We start from the raw sequence: 15,496 nt of genomic DNA on the forward strand, positions 1-15,496 counted from the left end.
CCTATTTAAATATTTTTTGTATATCCATCTGGGAAATCTATTTGGTGAAATATGATTTTTTTAACCATATAGATGCATTGATTTATACATTTATGATGATTAGAAATCTCTTTTAGGTTTAAAATCTGCGCTAATTTTATAGTTTGAAAATGCAAAGGCGCGGGGAATTTAAGATTGTTATTTCTTTTATTTTTTTTGATAAAAATAGAATCAATTAGCATATAGACGATTACTTCTTGTGCTTCATTCAATTAAGTCTACTTTTTTGATGTAGGCTTGCTGATTTAGCGATGAATGTTGATAAAAAAATGAACGTTAAAATTCGGATAATTTTGTACAATTTCGTACTTTTGTATGTTTGCTGAAATCATATATGTCACAAGAAATAAATCCAACCTACTCAGAAGATAATATCAGAACCCTCGATTGGCAGGAACATATCCGTTTGCGCCCCGGCATGTACATCGGGAAGCTTGGTGATGGTTCTTCCGCTGATGATGGTATTTACATTTTGCTTAAAGAAATCCTTGATAACTCCATTGATGAGTTCAGGATGAGAGCAGGAAAAAGAATTGAAATAAAGCTGGATGACGGAAAAGTAACCATCCGTGACTTTGGTCGTGGAATTCCGTTGGGGAAAGTAGTAGATGCTGTTTCCAAAATGAATACCGGTGGTAAGTACGACAGTAAAGCATTTAAAAAATCTGTCGGACTGAATGGTGTGGGTACCAAAGCGGTAAATGCTCTTTCAGATTATTTCCGTGTACGTTCATTCCGTGACGGAAAGATGAAAGCAGCTGAGTTTTCGCGTGGGATTATCAAAGAGAGCTTTGATGAAAAAGAAACGTCAGACAGAAACGGAACTGAAATTTCTTTCATTCCAGATGGAGATATCTTCCTGCATTTTAAGTACAGAAAAGAGTATATCGAAAGAATGCTCCGTAATTATGCTTATCTGAATCCAGGATTAAAAATTCTTTTCAACGGAGAAACTTATTTTTCTGAAAATGGTCTTAAAGATTTGTTGGAAGAAGAATTGGAAAGTGAAATTCTTTACCCGATCATCCACTTGAAAGAGGAGGATATTGAAGTGGCGATTACCCATTCAGACAAATCTCAGACAGAAACCTATTTCTCATTCGTTAACGGGCAGAATACCACACAGGGAGGAACGCATCTTAATGCCTTCCGTGAAGCTTATGTGAAAACGATCCGTGAATTCTTTAATAAAAGTTTTGATGCTTCTGATATCAGAAAATCAATCATAGCGGCTATTTCCATCAATGTTGAAGAGCCTGTGTTTGAATCTCAGACTAAAACCAAGCTGGGATCTAACGATATGGGACCTAATGGACCTACGGTAAGGACTTTTATCATTGATTTCTTAAAGAGTAAGCTTGATAATTTCCTGCATAAGAATCCTGAAATTGCAGAAGCGATCCAAAGAAAGATTCTAATCTCCGAAAGAGAAAGGAAAGAACTTTCGGGAATTCAGAAACTGGCTAGAGAAAGAGCGAAAAAAGTTTCTCTTCACAACAAAAAACTTCGTGACTGCAGACAGCATTATAATGATCAGAAGGCTGAAAGAAAAGGAGACACGCAGATCTTCATTACTGAGGGAGACTCTGCATCCGGATCAATCACTAAATCAAGAGATGTGGAAACTCAGGCAGTATTTTCATTGAAGGGTAAACCTTTGAACTGCTATGGGCTTACTAAGAAAGTAGTTTACGAAAATGAAGAATTTAACCTTCTTCAGGCGGCTCTGAACATTGAAGAAAGTTTGGAAGATCTTAGATATAATCAGGTAATTATCGCAACGGATGCCGATGTTGACGGAATGCACATTCGTCTATTGATGATTACTTTTTTCCTGCAATTCTTTCCGGATCTTATTAAAAACGGACACCTTTACATTCTTCAGACCCCTTTATTCAGGGTGAGAAATAAAAAGGAAACCAGATATTGCTATTCAGAAGCAGAAAGAGTAAAAGCATTAAATGATTTAGGTAAAAACCCTGAGATTACCCGATTTAAGGGACTTGGAGAAATTTCACCTGATGAGTTCAAACATTTTATCGGAAAAGATATCAGGCTGGAGCCTGTAGTAGTAGGAAAAGACCTGACCATAGAACAATTGCTGGAATTTTATATGGGGAAAAACACTCCGGACAGACAAATGTTTATTCTTGAAAATCTGGTAGTGGAAGATGATACTGATATTGATAAAAAGAAAATTCTTGATGAAATAGAAAATTAAAAAACTATAGCACTTAGACTCAATACCTTTTCGTATAAAACGATATAGCTATTGATTTAAAAAAACACATTTTGGATGAAAAAGTAATTAACTTGACACTTTGTAACACCAAAATCACAATGAGACTAAGTAATCGTAATAAAGCTTCGGTTTATAATTTTATAAGCACGTTGCTGATCATGATAACTGTTTTTGGAATCTTAGGATTTCTTGCCAATAAATATAGGTTTAATGCCTTAGGAAACGAAAGCTATTTACTGATCATTCTTCCTGTATTATTGCTGGCTATTTTTCTTCTTAACGGAAGACAGATCTTCGAATATGATAGCGATGGAGAAGCGCTGAATTTTAAAAACAGGAATATTATTCCCTTTTTAAATAAAGCTCTACATGATGAATTTCCAAAGTATAAACTGAGAAAGTATGACATAGTCAGTATTTTCTTTGTAAAGAGACTATATATTACCGTTTCAAGTAAGAATAATGGAGCTACTATGCTTAAATATCAGATTTCTTATTTGACGAGAAAAGAAGTAAACGATTTAAAAATATCTCTGAATAAAGTAGTGAAAGCTAATAAAGAGAAAAAAGATTAAAAACGAATGACGACAGAAGAATATTCGCATGAGGGCGAAAGCTTAAAGAAAGTTTCCGGTCTGTATAAAGACTGGTTTCTGGATTATGCTTCCTATGTAATTCTGGATAGGGCAATTCCTTCCGTATATGACGGATTGAAGCCTGTACAAAGGAGAATCATGCACTCTATGCGCGAGCTGGAGGACGGGCGTTATAATAAGGTGGCGAATATCGTAGGAAATACCATGAAATACCACCCCCACGGTGACGCTTCTATTACAGATGCCATGGTACAGATCGGACAGAAAGAATTGCTGATTGATACTCAGGGAAACTGGGGAAATATCTATACAGGAGACTCTGCCGCTGCCGCAAGATATATTGAAGCAAGACTGACACCTTTTGCCCTGGAAGTAGTATTTAACCCTAAAACTACGGAATGGACAAAATCCTATGACGGAAGAAATAACGAACCTATTGATCTTCCGGTTAAATTTCCTTTGCTTCTTGCACAGGGAGTGGAAGGAATCGGGGTTGGACTTTCCACAAAGATACTTCCGCACAATTTTAATGAATTGATCAATGCTTCTGTTGCCTATTTAAAGGGAAAGAAGTTTGAATTATATCCTGACTTTTTAACGGCAGGTTATCTGGATGTTTCTGAATATAGTGACGGACACAGAGGCGGAAAAGTAAGAGCCAGAGCTAAAATTACCCAAACGGATAAACATTTGTTGGTAATCTCTGAACTTCCATATTCCAAAACCACAAGTGATCTTATTGATTCTATCCTGAAAGCCAATGAAAAAGGAAAGATCAAGATCAAAAAAATTGAGGATAATACTTCAGATAAAGTAGAGATTCTGATTCATATTCATAACGATGTTTCACCTGATAAAACAATTGATGCCTTATACGCATTCACAGACTGCCAGGTAACCATTTCACCGAATGCATGCGTGATTGTAGGAGATAAACCTATGTTTATGAATGTTTCCGATATTCTGAAAATGAATACGGATCATACGGTTTCGTTGCTTAAAAAAGAGCTTGAGATAGAACTTCATGAGCTTCAGGAAAGCTGGCATTTCTCCTCATTGGAAAGAATTTTCATTGAGAACAGAATTTATCATGACATTGAAGAGGTGAAAACCTGGGAAGATGTTTTGAAAACGATTGATGCTGGATTAAAGCCTCACACCGGACATCTATTAAGAGCCGTTACGCAAGAAGATATTTTAAAATTAACAGAAATCAGAATCAAGAGAATTTCAAGATTTGATTTAGATAAATTTAAAGAAAATATTGCCGCTCTTGAAGGTAAAATAGAGCAGGTAAAATACCACCTTGCCAATCTGATTGCATATGCTATTGATTATTACTTAAATATTCAGAAGAAGTATGGAAAAGATAAGCAAAGAAAAACTGAGCTTAGAATATTTGATACTATTGATGCCACTAAAGTAGCAGTAGCCAATGAAAAGTTCTATGCGAATTTCGAAGAAGGATTTATCGGAACTTCCCTGAAAAAAGACCAGTATTTGTTTGATTGTTCTGATATTGATGATATCATTACTTTCAGAAAAGATGGGAGTATGAAGGTGGTAAAAGTAGAAGCAAAAACCTTTATCGGAAAAGACATTCTTCACGTTGCCATATGGAAGAAAAACGATAAGAGAACGGTCTATAACATGATTTACCGTGAAGGTAGAGAAGGACCATACTATATGAAACGTTTTTCTGTAACCGGAGTAACCAGAAATACAGATTATCCGCTGGCTTCAGATAAAAAAGGATCAGAGACGTTATACTTTTCAGCCAACCCTAATGGAGAAGCAGAAACGGTTACCGTTCTTTTAAAGCCTAATCCAAGAATCAGAAAGAATAAAATGGAGATCAACTTCTCTGAACTTGCCATCAAAGGACGTGATTCCAAAGGAAATCTGGTGACCAAGTATGCGGTGAAGAAAGTGGATATGAAGGAAGAAGGCGTTTCTACACTGGCACCAAGAAGAATCTGGTTTGATGATACCGTAAGAAGACTGAATGCAGATGCAAGAGGTACTTTATTGGGAAGTTTCAAAGGAGATGACAGAATTTTAACCATCAATACCAACGGGGAAGTTAAGTTAGTTTCTTTTGATCTTGGAAACCGTTTTGATGACGAATACCTGGTATTGGAAAAATGGAGACCGGAGCAGCCTATTACCTGTATCTATTATGATGGAGAGAAAGATATTTATTTTATCAAGCGATTCTTACTGGAGAATACGATAAATGTACAAACCTTCATGCCATCTGAACATCCGAAGTCATTCATTGAAAATGTAATTGTGGCTAATGATGCAACGGCAGAAATTATTTTTGCAAAAGATAAAGGTAAAGACCGCGATCCTGAAACTGTAAATATTGACGAATTTATTACCGTAAAAGGAATAAAAGCAATCGGGAACCAGTTTACAAAGTTCAAGGTAAAAGCCATTAATATTACTATTCCGGAACCTGTAGAAGAAGAACCGGAGATGTATGAAGATCCGGAACCAACCGGAGAGACCGATGAAGAAGGAGGAGTGATAGGAGATTTATTTCAAGGCGACGGAGACGGAAACAACGAAACAGAATAAAATAAAAAACATCAGATGAGTATTGTAGTTTTAATTATCATTGCCATCACATGTATCTTCAGTTACATGGGGTTCAACAATACAGCTTTATTTGAAAAATATAAATTCAACGTCGGAGCAATTGCCAACCGTAAAGAATATATAAGACTGATCAGTTCTGCATTTTTACATGCGGATTTCATGCACCTGTTCTTTAATATGCTTTCTTTGTATTTCTTTCAGGGCGTTGTTATTCATTTCTTTGGAGAGATAGGGTTTCTGATTGTGTACTTTGGGTCAATGATCTTAGGAAACGTATTCAGTTTACAGATTTACCAAAAACAACCTTGGTATTCTGCCATCGGAGCATCAGGAGCCGTTTCAGGAATCATTTTTGCTTCCATAGCAATGGCACCGAATGAGATCAGTGTAAACTTCCTGCCGGGATGGTTATTTGGAACATTATATTTCGGATATTCCGTATACATGATGCTGAATCCGAAGCAATGGGATAACCTGGGGCATGCAGCACACCTTGGAGGAGCCTTTTTCGGGCTTGTTTACTCCATCGTAATGCATCCGCAGCTGGCAATGAGTAATATAGTATATTTGGGAGTAATGTCACTTCCGCTGATCTATCTGGGTTACCAGATATTTGTCAGGAAACGAATAGGCTAAAGACGATTTTTAATTTAAAATATCAGGACCAATGAACACATCAGAGTTAAACAGTTTCATCGTGATACTTATCTATGGTTCATTGGTCTTGCTTTCTTTACTGAAGATTGCGAATCCCTTAAAAGTAAACAGGAAAGCCAATTTCTGTTTCGGAATCTTTCTTTTTCTGTGGTCCAGCTTCTGGATGGATGAAGTTCTTTTTCTGATTACAGGTTCCGCGGTTGAATTTCACTCCCTGTTTTTGGTAAAGTTAATCCAGTATTTTACACCCATATTCTTTTATTTCAGTATATTATTCTATACCAATCCTTCATTCACCTTCAAAATAACAGATCTTAAGTTTTTAATTCTCCCTATTGTATTTTTAGGATGCTTAATAGGTCTGGCATTGGGCTATAAAGACCCTTTTGATTCTTTGAGCATCATTCTTATTCTTGTTCAGGCACTATTTTATACAGGACTTTCTTACATTACCATCAGAAAACATCAGAAGAAAATTCAACAGTTCTCTTCCAATACGGAAGGAATTAATCTCAACTGGCTGGAATATATCATTCTGGTACTTCTTGCTGTAAATATTATCTATGTCATTTATAATCTTTTTTACGATCCTAAATCTCTGAATTTCTTCATTAATGCTGTTTTTTTACTGGTTATTTATTGCGTTGGATATTATTCACTCAAGCAGAAAGAAATTTATCCCTTAGAAGAAAAACAACGACAAGAACTGATTTCTATCGACGAAGAACAGGATTCTGAAGACGTTAAGAAAAAACTGATTCCTGATGAAGAATTAGTAAGGATTAAAACACAGCTGGAAACAGTCATGATAACAGAGAAACCTTATCTGGACAGTGAACTGAATCTTATTAAGCTGGCAGAGCTTTTATCTGTTTCTACCCATCATTTATCTTATGTCATTAATACAGGTTTTGGGAAGAACTTTTTCCAATACATCAACGAGTTCAGGGTAGAATATGCCAAAATACTTTTAAGAAAAGACAGCAAATTATCCATCCTTGGGATTGCTTACGAATCTGGTTTCAATTCTAAAACATCTTTCAACACAACTTTCAAAAAACTGACCGGACAAACTCCTTCCGAATTCAAAAAATAAGTTCTGATTTATAAATTACTACTTTTTTATACATTTAAATGTTTGATTTTCAATGTATTTTCATTTGTAGGAAAATGAGTTCGTTCAGATAATACGGAACATTAAAAGCATCTTTCTACGATAGCTTTGTACCGTAAAATTTAATCTTATGGATACCAAAGAATCATATGCTGTAGTTACTGGAGCCAGCCAGGGCTTAGGAAAAGCATTTGCTGAACATCTGGCGCGGAAAAATATTAATGTGATTGTAATAAGTCTTCCCGATCAGAATCTTAAAGAACTCTCCTGTGAACTTGAAGAAAACTATCATATAAAGTCTCATTACTACGAAGTGGATCTTTCTGTACATGACAATGTAATGAAGCTTACAGAGTGGCTTAATACCAACTTTAATATTCATATTCTGATCAACAATGTAGGTCTGGGCGGAACTAAAAAATTTACCGAAGCAACTTCAGACTATATCAATACTATTTTACAGGTGAATGTAACCGCAACTTCATTGATTACCCATCAGCTTTTACCGAATCTGTTAAAGCAACCCAAAGCTTATATTTTAAATGTTTCAAGTATGGCAGCTTTTTCTCCTGTGGGTTTTAAAACAGTGTATCCTGCCTCCAAAACTTTTATTCATTCATTTTCAAGAGGGCTGCATGAAGAGTTGAAAAATACGAATGTCTTTGTAAGCGTTGTGAATCCTGGAGCAATGAAAACGAATACAGATGTCTGCAAAAGAATCGAAAAACAAGGTTTCTTAGGCAGATTAACCCTTTTGAATCCTGATAAAGTGGCAGCACGATGCGTTAATCAATTATTTAAGAAAGATTCCGTAATTATGGTGAATCCAATAAGCTGGCTGGTGATGAAAATACTTCCGATATGGATAAAGCTTCCACTGATGACCCAGGCAATAAAAAGAGAAATTGAAGCATGAAAGAAGTAGTTGTAACCGGAGCCACAGGACTTCTGGGAACCAATGTCATCATTAAATTATTAAAAAATGGTTATTCTGTTATTGCTTTGGTGCGTAAGGAAAGCAAGTATTTGGGTGAAGAAAATGAGAACCTGAAATGGGTGGAAGCCAATCTTTCTTCAGATCTTTCCCAATACCTTAAAAATGTAGATTTTGTGATCCATATTGCTGCGGAAACACGCATGAATCTGCTCACTTATAATGAATACAGGAAAGTAAATTATGAATGGACCGTAGATTTATTCAATCAGGCACAAAAATGTGAGGTGAAAAAGTTTTTGTTTATCAGCTCTGCAAATACATTAGGATTTGGAAGTAAAGCGGATCCCGGAAGTGAAGAGAAAAGGCAAAAGTATCCTTTTACACAATCATGGTATGCTCAAAGTAAACTGGAAGCTGAAAACTATCTTTTGCGAAATGCTAACAATACAGAAGTGATTATTCTGAATCCGACATTTATGATTGGTGCACATGATAGTAAACCCAGTTCCGGCAAATTAATTTTTTGGGTATGGAAGAAAAAACTGATCTTTTATCCAAAGGGAGGTAAAAATTTTGTTCATGTTGAAGATGTTGCGAATGGTGTCGTTAATGCTCTGGAAAAAGGAAAGAATGGTGAAAAGTATCTTTTAGCTAATGAAAACCTGAGCTACATTGATTTTTTTAGAATAATCAACAGGGTTACCAATCAAAAACCGATAAAGATTCCTATTCCTAATATATTTTTGAGTATTCTAGGTAAAGTAGGCGATGAGCTAAGAAAGATGAAAATCAGAACAAATCTGAGTACTGCAAATATGAAAGCGCTTCAGATTCATAATTACTATTCAAGCCGTAAATCATTAGAAGAGCTGGATGTTCAATATCAACCGGTTGATAATGCTGTAAAAGATGCTATAGAATATTTTAAAAGCAAAGAAATGTATTAATAAAAGCCTATGTTTCTATGTGATTTAGATATATTTAAACCACATAGGAGCATAGAATAAAATCATTCGTGAATTCGTGGCAAAATATTAGTCATCTTATTATGTATTCTGACTAACGAAAACTTTCTACTGCTTTTTCTATTGTCTCTACAAAGGAAACATGCCCGGTTTTATTACTTTCAAAGATAAAATCCTTCATGCTTTTACTTTCATATTTACTGAAATCACCCACAACAGCCAGTCCGATACGGTAATTGGAGAACTTTTGCAGAATTTCTCCTGCAATCTTCGTTTTTAGGTCAAAGAAATCCGGTGTGATATTTTTCTCGTATAAAATTACTTTATCAAATCCCTGATAATAAATATTTCCCATGAGATCCAGCCCATCCTGTGCAGACTGAATTAATATTTCATCGGCAATGACTTCTGCAATTTTAATGTCGTTGATGTTGTGTGATTTGATGGTCATGAGTTTAGTATATATTAGGAGATAAAATTACTTATTTCCTTCCAAAAATAAACCTGTCGTTTTCAGATAAGTCTTTTAATAACTGTGAATCAGAGAAATAATGATATAATTCTAACGTTTCAGGTCCTAATTTTTGATTGATTTCCAAAAACAAAAGTCCATTATCATGTAAGTGGTTCCTGGAATCTTCTGCAATTTTTCTGTAAAAGATCAAAGAATCAGAAGTAGGAGAGAAGAGTGCCATTTTAGGTTCAAATTCTTTTACGGAATCTGCAATTTCAATTTCTTCTTCAATTCCGATATAGGGCGGATTGGAAATGATAACATCATAATGATCAGTCAGTTCAAAATTAAGATAATCAGCATGAATGAATTTTATTTCTAGCTGATGATATTCTGCATTTCTTTGGGCTGTTTTCAATGCTTTTTCAGAAAAATCGATTGAAGAAACGTCAGCATTAGGAAAGTACTTCTTTAAAACTAAGGGAATCACACCGCTTCCTGTTCCGATATCCAAAATTTTTAAAGTGTCATTAGTCGCTTTTAAAGCTTGTAACTTCTTAATTTCACGGATGGCTATTTCAAGGAGTTCTTCCGTTTCAGGGCGAGGAATTAGAACATTTTCATCAACGAAGAACTTCATTCCGTAAAATTCTGTTTCACCCAAAATCTGTAAATAAGGCTTTCCTGTTTTTAATTCTGAAATAATCTGATTGAACTTTTCCTCATTCTCTGAAGAAATTTCCTCATCTGCCGACCGGCGTTGCTGAATATTATTTAACCCTAAGATATGTTCCGCAAACCTCTGAAAGATAAATGCATTTTCTGATTCGGTATATACTTCCGAAAGATGTGTTGAGAAGTTTTTTTTTAGCTCTGCTATCGTCATTGTATTTAATAAAACATTTCTGTTTTCTTACTTTTTAATTCAATTGAATTTTCTCCTACCTGAAAACTGTCCATTAAAGGAGGAGTGATTTTTTTATTAATTTTTTCTTTCCAGCTTCTTTCTTTCACTGTATTATTTTGATCACAATCTTCAGATGAATATTCAAATATAGCATCACCTGTAGAAATATTATAATCCAATGACTGGAAATAATCACATGGTGCACCAAAATTGATAGATGCTCCAATCAGGTGCCAATTGTTGTTTTGAAATCTGTACCTGTGGGTGTAATGCCATTTCTGACGGCTTCCTCCGAAATGGTCAACGATAATGGTTTTGTTTTTTATACTGATGCCTTCATAAGGATTTCCCATCATCCCGCCGTGTTCGGTAGAAAGAATAGGATTCGTGGATTGGTGCCACAATACCCAGGTTTCCCCCTCTTTTTTATAAATGGCTAAACTTTGAGCAAATCCCAGCTCACCCTCCATTGGCGTTTCATAAACACAAACGGCTTCCTCTTCAGGACTGTTGTCCAGATTTCCAAACGCTTTATCTTTTAAAGTCCAGAATTTTGGAGTGAATTCTTCAAGGGTCTTTGCCTTCTTTACTGTAATTTCAGCATCAAAGTTTCCGGTTTCTACGGCTTCCTGGAAAGCATCTATTTTACTCTGCTTTTCGTTGGATACCTTAGGAATATTCGTTCTGATGTGGTCTGCATCTTTTGGGAATTCAGGGAGTGTAAAACTTCTTGGCTTAGAATTCGAATCGTAATATTTTATCTCACGATATTCATAATCAATAAGTTTCTTTTTATCATAGACTCCTTGGTTAGAATCCTGTCTGTAATACTTCTTGGAGATCCAGTTTCCCTGTTGATCATAAACATAATCAAAAGATTCTATGGATAAAGGATTTCCTGTATATTCTATGCTTTGTTCAAAAATAATATTATCATGATCATCATACCTTCTGGTCGTCTTGGTAGATTTTTCTGTTCCAAGCATATGGTATTGCTGTTCAATACGTTCCAGATAATCGTTAGAATAATAATATTCTGTTTTATTTTCCAAAGAATGATGATTAGCAAACCAGATTTCCGAAAGAAGATAGCCCTTTTTATCGTAGCTGAAAGTCACGTCCCTGTTTTTAATAACATAGTCTTTAATGTCAACAGGTTTATAAGAACCATTCATCCACTTGTAACGGTGAATTTTTGATTGGTATAAAGGTGTCTTTTTGGTAAGAAAAGGAAATTCAAAAGTATATTCCTCTTCAGGATTGGCTAAAGAATCGTAGCTGTAATCAATGATTTTTACTATTGTCTTTTTTGCCTCCGAAGAATAGTTGTACTTTGTATATCCTTCATAGATAAATGATTTCTTATCATCTATTTTATAATCTATTTCTTCCTGAAGATGATTCTCCTTATTATAGAAAAGCCAGTTATAGCTGTTTGTACTATGATCACCAGATTCTTTAAGAACGAGAAGATCATTTTTATAATGAAATTTTTCTATAACAGAGTTGTCATCGTAATGATATTTTCGATACAGTTTTCTGCCATCCGGAAGATATTCTGTATAAGATTCCTGAAGGTAGGAAAGCCCGTCTTTATTTATGGAATTACGGTCTTTTTGTTCTGCTTTTTTAAACTTTGTAACAGAAAAAATATTTTTTGCTACAAAGTTTATTGAATCGTTATATTGACTGTTAAAAGTATGATTATCAAGAGATCCGTTTAATGAAGTTGTTTTCTCTTGGGCACAACTGATCACAAAACTTATTGAGAAAACAAGTTGGATTGCTTTTGGAAATACAGTATTTCGGATCTCTGAATTATTCATTTATCTTGTAAAAACTAATCTTGTATCAGTAGATTTTTCTTCATTGATTCTGTAACCTTCATAATTAAAAGCTTTTACATCGTTGAGAGTTTGAGCGTTGGTTTCTGCACAGAATCTCACCACAAGTCCTCTTGCATGTTTTGTATAAACAACAATGGTTTTTAATTTTCCGTCTTTTAATTCATAGAAATCAAAATCTACCACTGTATGATTCAGTTTTTTTCTATCGATTACTTTTCCATATTCATTGCTGGCAAGGTGAAGTAGGATTTCTCCTTTTTTCATTTCAGAATTCAATTGTTCCGTTATTTTTTCTCTCCAGAATTCATAAAGATTTTTGTATTGCTCAAATGCAAAAGGACGTCCCATTTCCAATCTGTAAAGCATTACTTTATCTGATGGCTTTAATAATCCGTATAATCCGGATAGCATTCTGTAGTTTTTTTGCAGATAATCTACTGCATCTTTATCCAGCGTTTTAGCATCCAGACCTCTATATACTTCTCCTGTAAATGCAAACATAGCAGGTGCAGACTCTTTTGCGGTAGGTTTTGATTTCCATTTTTGGTTTCTTTCCCAGTTCTCATCCGCCAGTTTAGGCGATATTTCCATTAATTCGGAAAGATATTTTGGAGATTTTTCTTTTAAGTAAGATTGTATAAAAGCTGCTTCTTCAATGAATTTAGGGCTCGTAGATTTCAATAGTTCCGTTGAATTTTCTACATTCATTAATTTGGCAGGTGATGTAATAATTTTCATAGTGTTAAAATACAGATAAGTGTTTAATATCAATAAAGTTCATAATCATCATCGATACAAAATCAATCATAAAATGACAGATGATCAGAATTTTAATATTTGAATATAATTTATAAAATATAGCAAAAACGAGCCCTATAAAGAAAGGAATGATAACCTGTCCTACGGTTCCGTAAGTGCTGTGCAAAATTCCAAACAGAATTGCGGAAATCAATATACCTGTAACAGGGCTGTTGTATATTTTTTCAACTCTAGGCTGAATGTATCCGCGCATCAAAAGTTCCTCTACAGCACCAGCCGTTATGCACGTAAAAATAATTAAAAAATAATTGTTTTTAAAAATTGATGTAAGTTCAAAAAGCTTCTCACTGGGCTTTTCCTGAATTAAATACATAAATACAGCATTGAGAATCACTCCTCCAATGGTACAGATAAAATATAAAATCAGAACAGCTCTGATATAGAAACTTAAAGAATACTTCTTTTCTTCCTTCAGTAGAAACGGTTTCCTTTCAATAAAGAAATTGTACAGAAATATAATGAGTAAAGCACTCCATATTGCGATCCTGCTTAGAAAAAAAGTGTAAGAAGTAATAGCTTTTATTCCTGTAACTATATTAATAACTGAAAAAGCATAAAGCATCAGCTCTATCAGTATAACAAACGTGAGCAGAATCCCTATGGAATATTTTCCACTAAGACTAATATCCTTCAAAGTTTAATTGCTTAAATTAAATCGTTCCTTTTCCCTGACGAATGATTTCCGGCTCTCCTGAAGTAAGATCTACAATGGTAGAAGCTACATTATCTCCATACCCTGAATCAATCACAATATCTACCAGATGATCATATTTTTCAGCAATAAGTTCTGGATCGGTAGAATATTCAATAATTTCATCATCATCCCTGATGGATGTTGAAGCGATTGGGTGTCCCAGTTTTTCAACAATAAGCTGTGGAATTGGGTGATCAGGAACACGAATACCAATTGTTTTATGTCCTTTATAAGCTAAGGGTAAACTTTTGTTTGCCTCAAGGATAAACGTGAACGGTCCGGGAAGGTGACTTTTCAGAAACCTGAAAACAGAAGTGTCAATAGGTCTTGTAAAGTCGGAAAGGTGACTCAAATCATTACAGATTATTGAGAATTTTGACTTTTCAAGCTTTAATTTTTTAAGCTGAGCCAGTTTTTCCATGGCTTTTATATCAAAAATATTACAGCCTAAGGCATAAATTGTATCTGAAGGATAGATAATCAATCCACCATTGTTTAATGTTTTAATAACCTCATTCACAAGATTTTCCTGAGGGTTGTCCGGATAAATTTTTAATATCTTTGCCATAAAACAAAGATACAAATAATAAAATAGTTTTCATAAAAGTCCTTTATTTAAAAGAAAAATTAGGATTTGTAGAAAATATTCGTACCTTTGCAATCCAATATCGCGGGATGGAGCAGTAGGTAGCTCGTCGGGCTCATAACCCGAAGGTCATCGGTTCGAGTCCGGTTCCCGCTACTAAGTTAAGTGCTTTCGGTAAGCACTCTAAAAATACACCGCGGGATGGAGCAGTAGGTAGCTCGTCGGGCTCATAACCCGAAGGTCATCGGTTCGAGTCCGGTTCCCGCTACTAAGTTAAGTGCTTTCGGTAAGCACTCTAAAAATACACCGCGGGATGGAGCAGTAGGTAGCTCGTCGGGCTCATAACCCGAAGGTCATCGGTTCGAGTCCGGTTCCCGCTACTAAGTAAGTGCTTTCGGTAAGCACTCTAAAAATACACCGCGGGATGGAGCAGTAGGTAGCTCGTCGGGCTCATAACCCGAAGGTCATCGGTTCGAGTCCGGTTCCCGCTACTAAGTAAGTGCTTTCGGTAGGCACTCTAAAAATACACCGCGGGATGGAGCAGTAGGTAGCTCGTCGGGCTCATAACCCGAAGGTCATCGGTTCGAGTCCGGTTCCCGCTACTAAATTAAAATCGGTATAACGACAGTTATACCGATTTTTTTATGTCTACATTACTTGAAATTTTGAAGAACGAATACAGTATTGATATAGCAGAATTATCTCAATGAAATTATCTAAAAAAATTCAGGAAAGACACATAATAATATAAAGTAGTGTTGTTTTCACTTTTTGAAGTTCTTAAAACAAATGATAAAGGAATTGATACTACTGAAGTAAATAGAAGGAATTATTTTTCTACCAAATTTAAAGAAGTAAAAGAAGCTTTGAAACTTGGAGAGGACTATTCAAAATTTTTGGAAGAAAATAAACACGAGGAGATTTGATGCACTCAATGTTTTCATTTACCACAATAATGGTAAATTGAAATATGGAAAAGTTGGGAGCAGAATTTCAAAATAAAATCACCTTATATGAGGTGATTTTATTATTTCA

General features: G+C 35.0%; 14 protein-coding genes and 5 tRNA genes. 13 read left to right on the plus strand and 6 right to left on the minus strand.

Annotated features, from left to right (window positions below; all coding sequences use genetic code 11):
• The first annotated feature begins 373 nt into the window (after positions 1 to 373).
• The 7 genes from BW983_RS03790 (at position 374) to BW983_RS03820 (ending at position 9,136) form a co-directional block, all read left to right on the plus strand.
• The gene (locus BW983_RS03790) at positions 374 to 2,260 is read left to right on the plus strand and encodes a DNA topoisomerase IV subunit B (protein WP_076550036.1); all 1,887 of its coding nucleotides are present in this window, start codon (positions 374 to 376) and stop codon (positions 2,258 to 2,260) included.
• 119 nt (positions 2,261 to 2,379) lie between these two features.
• Entirely contained in the window at positions 2,380 to 2,856 is a 477-nt protein-coding gene (locus tag BW983_RS03795; RefSeq protein WP_076550038.1) for a hypothetical protein, read from the plus strand.
• Positions 2,857 to 2,862: 6 nt separating this feature from the next.
• Positions 2,863 to 5,460, plus strand: coding sequence for a DNA gyrase/topoisomerase IV subunit A (locus BW983_RS03800; protein ID WP_076550039.1), 2,598 nt, complete (start codon positions 2,863 to 2,865; stop codon positions 5,458 to 5,460).
• Between the two features lie 15 nt (positions 5,461 to 5,475).
• Positions 5,476 to 6,117, plus strand: coding sequence for a rhomboid family intramembrane serine protease (locus tag BW983_RS03805; RefSeq protein WP_065393237.1), 642 nt, complete (start codon positions 5,476 to 5,478; stop codon positions 6,115 to 6,117).
• Positions 6,118 to 6,148: 31 nt separating this feature from the next.
• The gene (locus BW983_RS03810; protein ID WP_076550042.1) at positions 6,149 to 7,234 is read left to right on the plus strand and encodes a helix-turn-helix domain-containing protein; all 1,086 of its coding nucleotides are present in this window, start codon (positions 6,149 to 6,151) and stop codon (positions 7,232 to 7,234) included.
• 148 nt (positions 7,235 to 7,382) lie between these two features.
• Complete coding sequence (locus BW983_RS03815) at positions 7,383 to 8,168, plus strand: SDR family NAD(P)-dependent oxidoreductase (protein WP_076550043.1); 786 nt, start codon at positions 7,383 to 7,385, stop codon at positions 8,166 to 8,168.
• Entirely contained in the window at positions 8,165 to 9,136 is a 972-nt protein-coding gene (locus tag BW983_RS03820; protein WP_076550045.1) for an NAD-dependent epimerase/dehydratase family protein, read from the plus strand. The genes BW983_RS03815 and BW983_RS03820 overlap by 4 nt, the downstream gene beginning before the upstream one ends.
• A 112-nt stretch (positions 9,137 to 9,248) precedes the next feature.
• On the opposite strand, the gene BW983_RS03825 is transcribed toward BW983_RS03820, so the two are convergent.
• From BW983_RS03825 to BW983_RS03850, 6 genes are read right to left on the minus strand one after another with little or no spacing between them, the layout of a single operon-like run.
• Complete coding sequence (locus tag BW983_RS03825; RefSeq protein WP_076550046.1) at positions 9,249 to 9,605, minus strand: DUF4180 domain-containing protein; 357 nt, start codon at positions 9,603 to 9,605, stop codon at positions 9,249 to 9,251.
• A 31-nt stretch (positions 9,606 to 9,636) separates the two neighbouring features.
• On the minus strand, positions 9,637 to 10,494 hold the full coding sequence (gene prmC, locus BW983_RS03830) for a peptide chain release factor N(5)-glutamine methyltransferase (protein ID WP_076550048.1): 858 nt from the start codon (positions 10,492 to 10,494) through the stop codon (positions 9,637 to 9,639).
• Positions 10,495 to 10,499: 5 nt separating this feature from the next.
• A complete protein-coding gene (locus BW983_RS03835) occupies positions 10,500 to 12,341 on the minus strand; it encodes a hypothetical protein (protein WP_076550050.1) in 1,842 nt (613 codons plus the stop codon).
• Positions 12,342 to 13,100, minus strand: a complete 759-nt coding sequence (gene yaaA / locus BW983_RS03840; protein ID WP_076550837.1) for a peroxide stress protein YaaA — start codon at positions 13,098 to 13,100, stop codon at positions 12,342 to 12,344.
• Positions 13,101 to 13,104: 4 nt separating this feature from the next.
• Positions 13,105 to 13,815 (minus strand): CPBP family intramembrane glutamic endopeptidase, encoded by a 711-nt coding sequence (locus BW983_RS03845; RefSeq protein ID WP_139329217.1) that lies wholly within the window; start codon positions 13,813 to 13,815, stop codon positions 13,105 to 13,107.
• Between the two features lie 16 nt (positions 13,816 to 13,831).
• Positions 13,832 to 14,443: an L-threonylcarbamoyladenylate synthase gene (locus BW983_RS03850; protein ID WP_065393245.1), complete on the minus strand. Its 612-nt coding sequence runs from the start codon at positions 14,441 to 14,443 to the stop codon at positions 13,832 to 13,834.
• 101 nt (positions 14,444 to 14,544) lie between these two features.
• On the opposite strand from BW983_RS03850, the gene BW983_RS03855 reads away from it, so the two are divergent.
• The 6 genes from BW983_RS03855 to BW983_RS23970 all read left to right on the plus strand — a co-directional run bounded on the left by BW983_RS03855 (position 14,545) and on the right by BW983_RS23970 (position 15,387).
• Positions 14,545 to 14,617 (plus strand) — tRNA-Met (locus tag BW983_RS03855).
• Between the two features lie 39 nt (positions 14,618 to 14,656).
• Positions 14,657 to 14,729, plus strand: a tRNA-Met gene (locus tag BW983_RS03860).
• A 39-nt stretch (positions 14,730 to 14,768) separates the two neighbouring features.
• Positions 14,769 to 14,841: transfer RNA gene (locus tag BW983_RS03865), tRNA-Met, on the plus strand.
• A gap of 38 nt (positions 14,842 to 14,879) precedes the next feature.
• Positions 14,880 to 14,952, plus strand: a tRNA-Met gene (locus BW983_RS03870).
• A gap of 38 nt (positions 14,953 to 14,990) precedes the next feature.
• Positions 14,991 to 15,063 (plus strand) — tRNA-Met (locus BW983_RS03875).
• Positions 15,064 to 15,216: 153 nt separating this feature from the next.
• Complete coding sequence (locus BW983_RS23970; protein WP_167369957.1) at positions 15,217 to 15,387, plus strand: hypothetical protein; 171 nt, start codon at positions 15,217 to 15,219, stop codon at positions 15,385 to 15,387.
• The last annotated feature ends 109 nt before the right edge of the window (positions 15,388 to 15,496 follow it).

The sequence above is a fragment of the Chryseobacterium ureilyticum genome (assembly GCF_900156735.1).
Classification (GTDB): domain Bacteria; phylum Bacteroidota; class Bacteroidia; order Flavobacteriales; family Weeksellaceae; genus Chryseobacterium; species Chryseobacterium ureilyticum.

Excerpts from the sequence above, each read along its gene's own strand:
- BW983_RS03790 (WP_076550036.1), top strand. The coding sequence starts at position 374 with ATGTCACAAGAAATAAATCCAACCTACTCAGAAGATAATATCAGAACC.
- BW983_RS03805 (WP_065393237.1), top strand. The coding sequence starts at position 5,476 with ATGAGTATTGTAGTTTTAATTATCATTGCCATCACATGTATCTTCAGT.
- BW983_RS03810 (WP_076550042.1), top strand. The coding sequence starts at position 6,149 with ATGAACACATCAGAGTTAAACAGTTTCATCGTGATACTTATCTATGGT.
- BW983_RS03850 (WP_065393245.1), bottom strand. The coding sequence starts at position 14,443 with ATGGCAAAGATATTAAAAATTTATCCGGACAACCCTCAGGAAAATCTT.
- BW983_RS03800 (WP_076550039.1), top strand. The coding sequence starts at position 2,863 with ATGACGACAGAAGAATATTCGCATGAGGGCGAAAGCTTAAAGAAAGTT.
- BW983_RS03795 (WP_076550038.1), top strand. The coding sequence starts at position 2,380 with ATGAGACTAAGTAATCGTAATAAAGCTTCGGTTTATAATTTTATAAGC.
- yaaA (WP_076550837.1), bottom strand. The coding sequence starts at position 13,100 with ATGAAAATTATTACATCACCTGCCAAATTAATGAATGTAGAAAATTCA.
- BW983_RS03825 (WP_076550046.1), bottom strand. The coding sequence starts at position 9,605 with ATGACCATCAAATCACACAACATCAACGACATTAAAATTGCAGAAGTC.
- BW983_RS03815 (WP_076550043.1), top strand. The coding sequence starts at position 7,383 with ATGGATACCAAAGAATCATATGCTGTAGTTACTGGAGCCAGCCAGGGC.
- BW983_RS03820 (WP_076550045.1), top strand. The coding sequence starts at position 8,165 with ATGAAAGAAGTAGTTGTAACCGGAGCCACAGGACTTCTGGGAACCAAT.
- prmC (WP_076550048.1), bottom strand. The coding sequence starts at position 10,494 with ATGACGATAGCAGAGCTAAAAAAAAACTTCTCAACACATCTTTCGGAA.
- BW983_RS03835 (WP_076550050.1), bottom strand. The coding sequence starts at position 12,341 with ATGAATAATTCAGAGATCCGAAATACTGTATTTCCAAAAGCAATCCAA.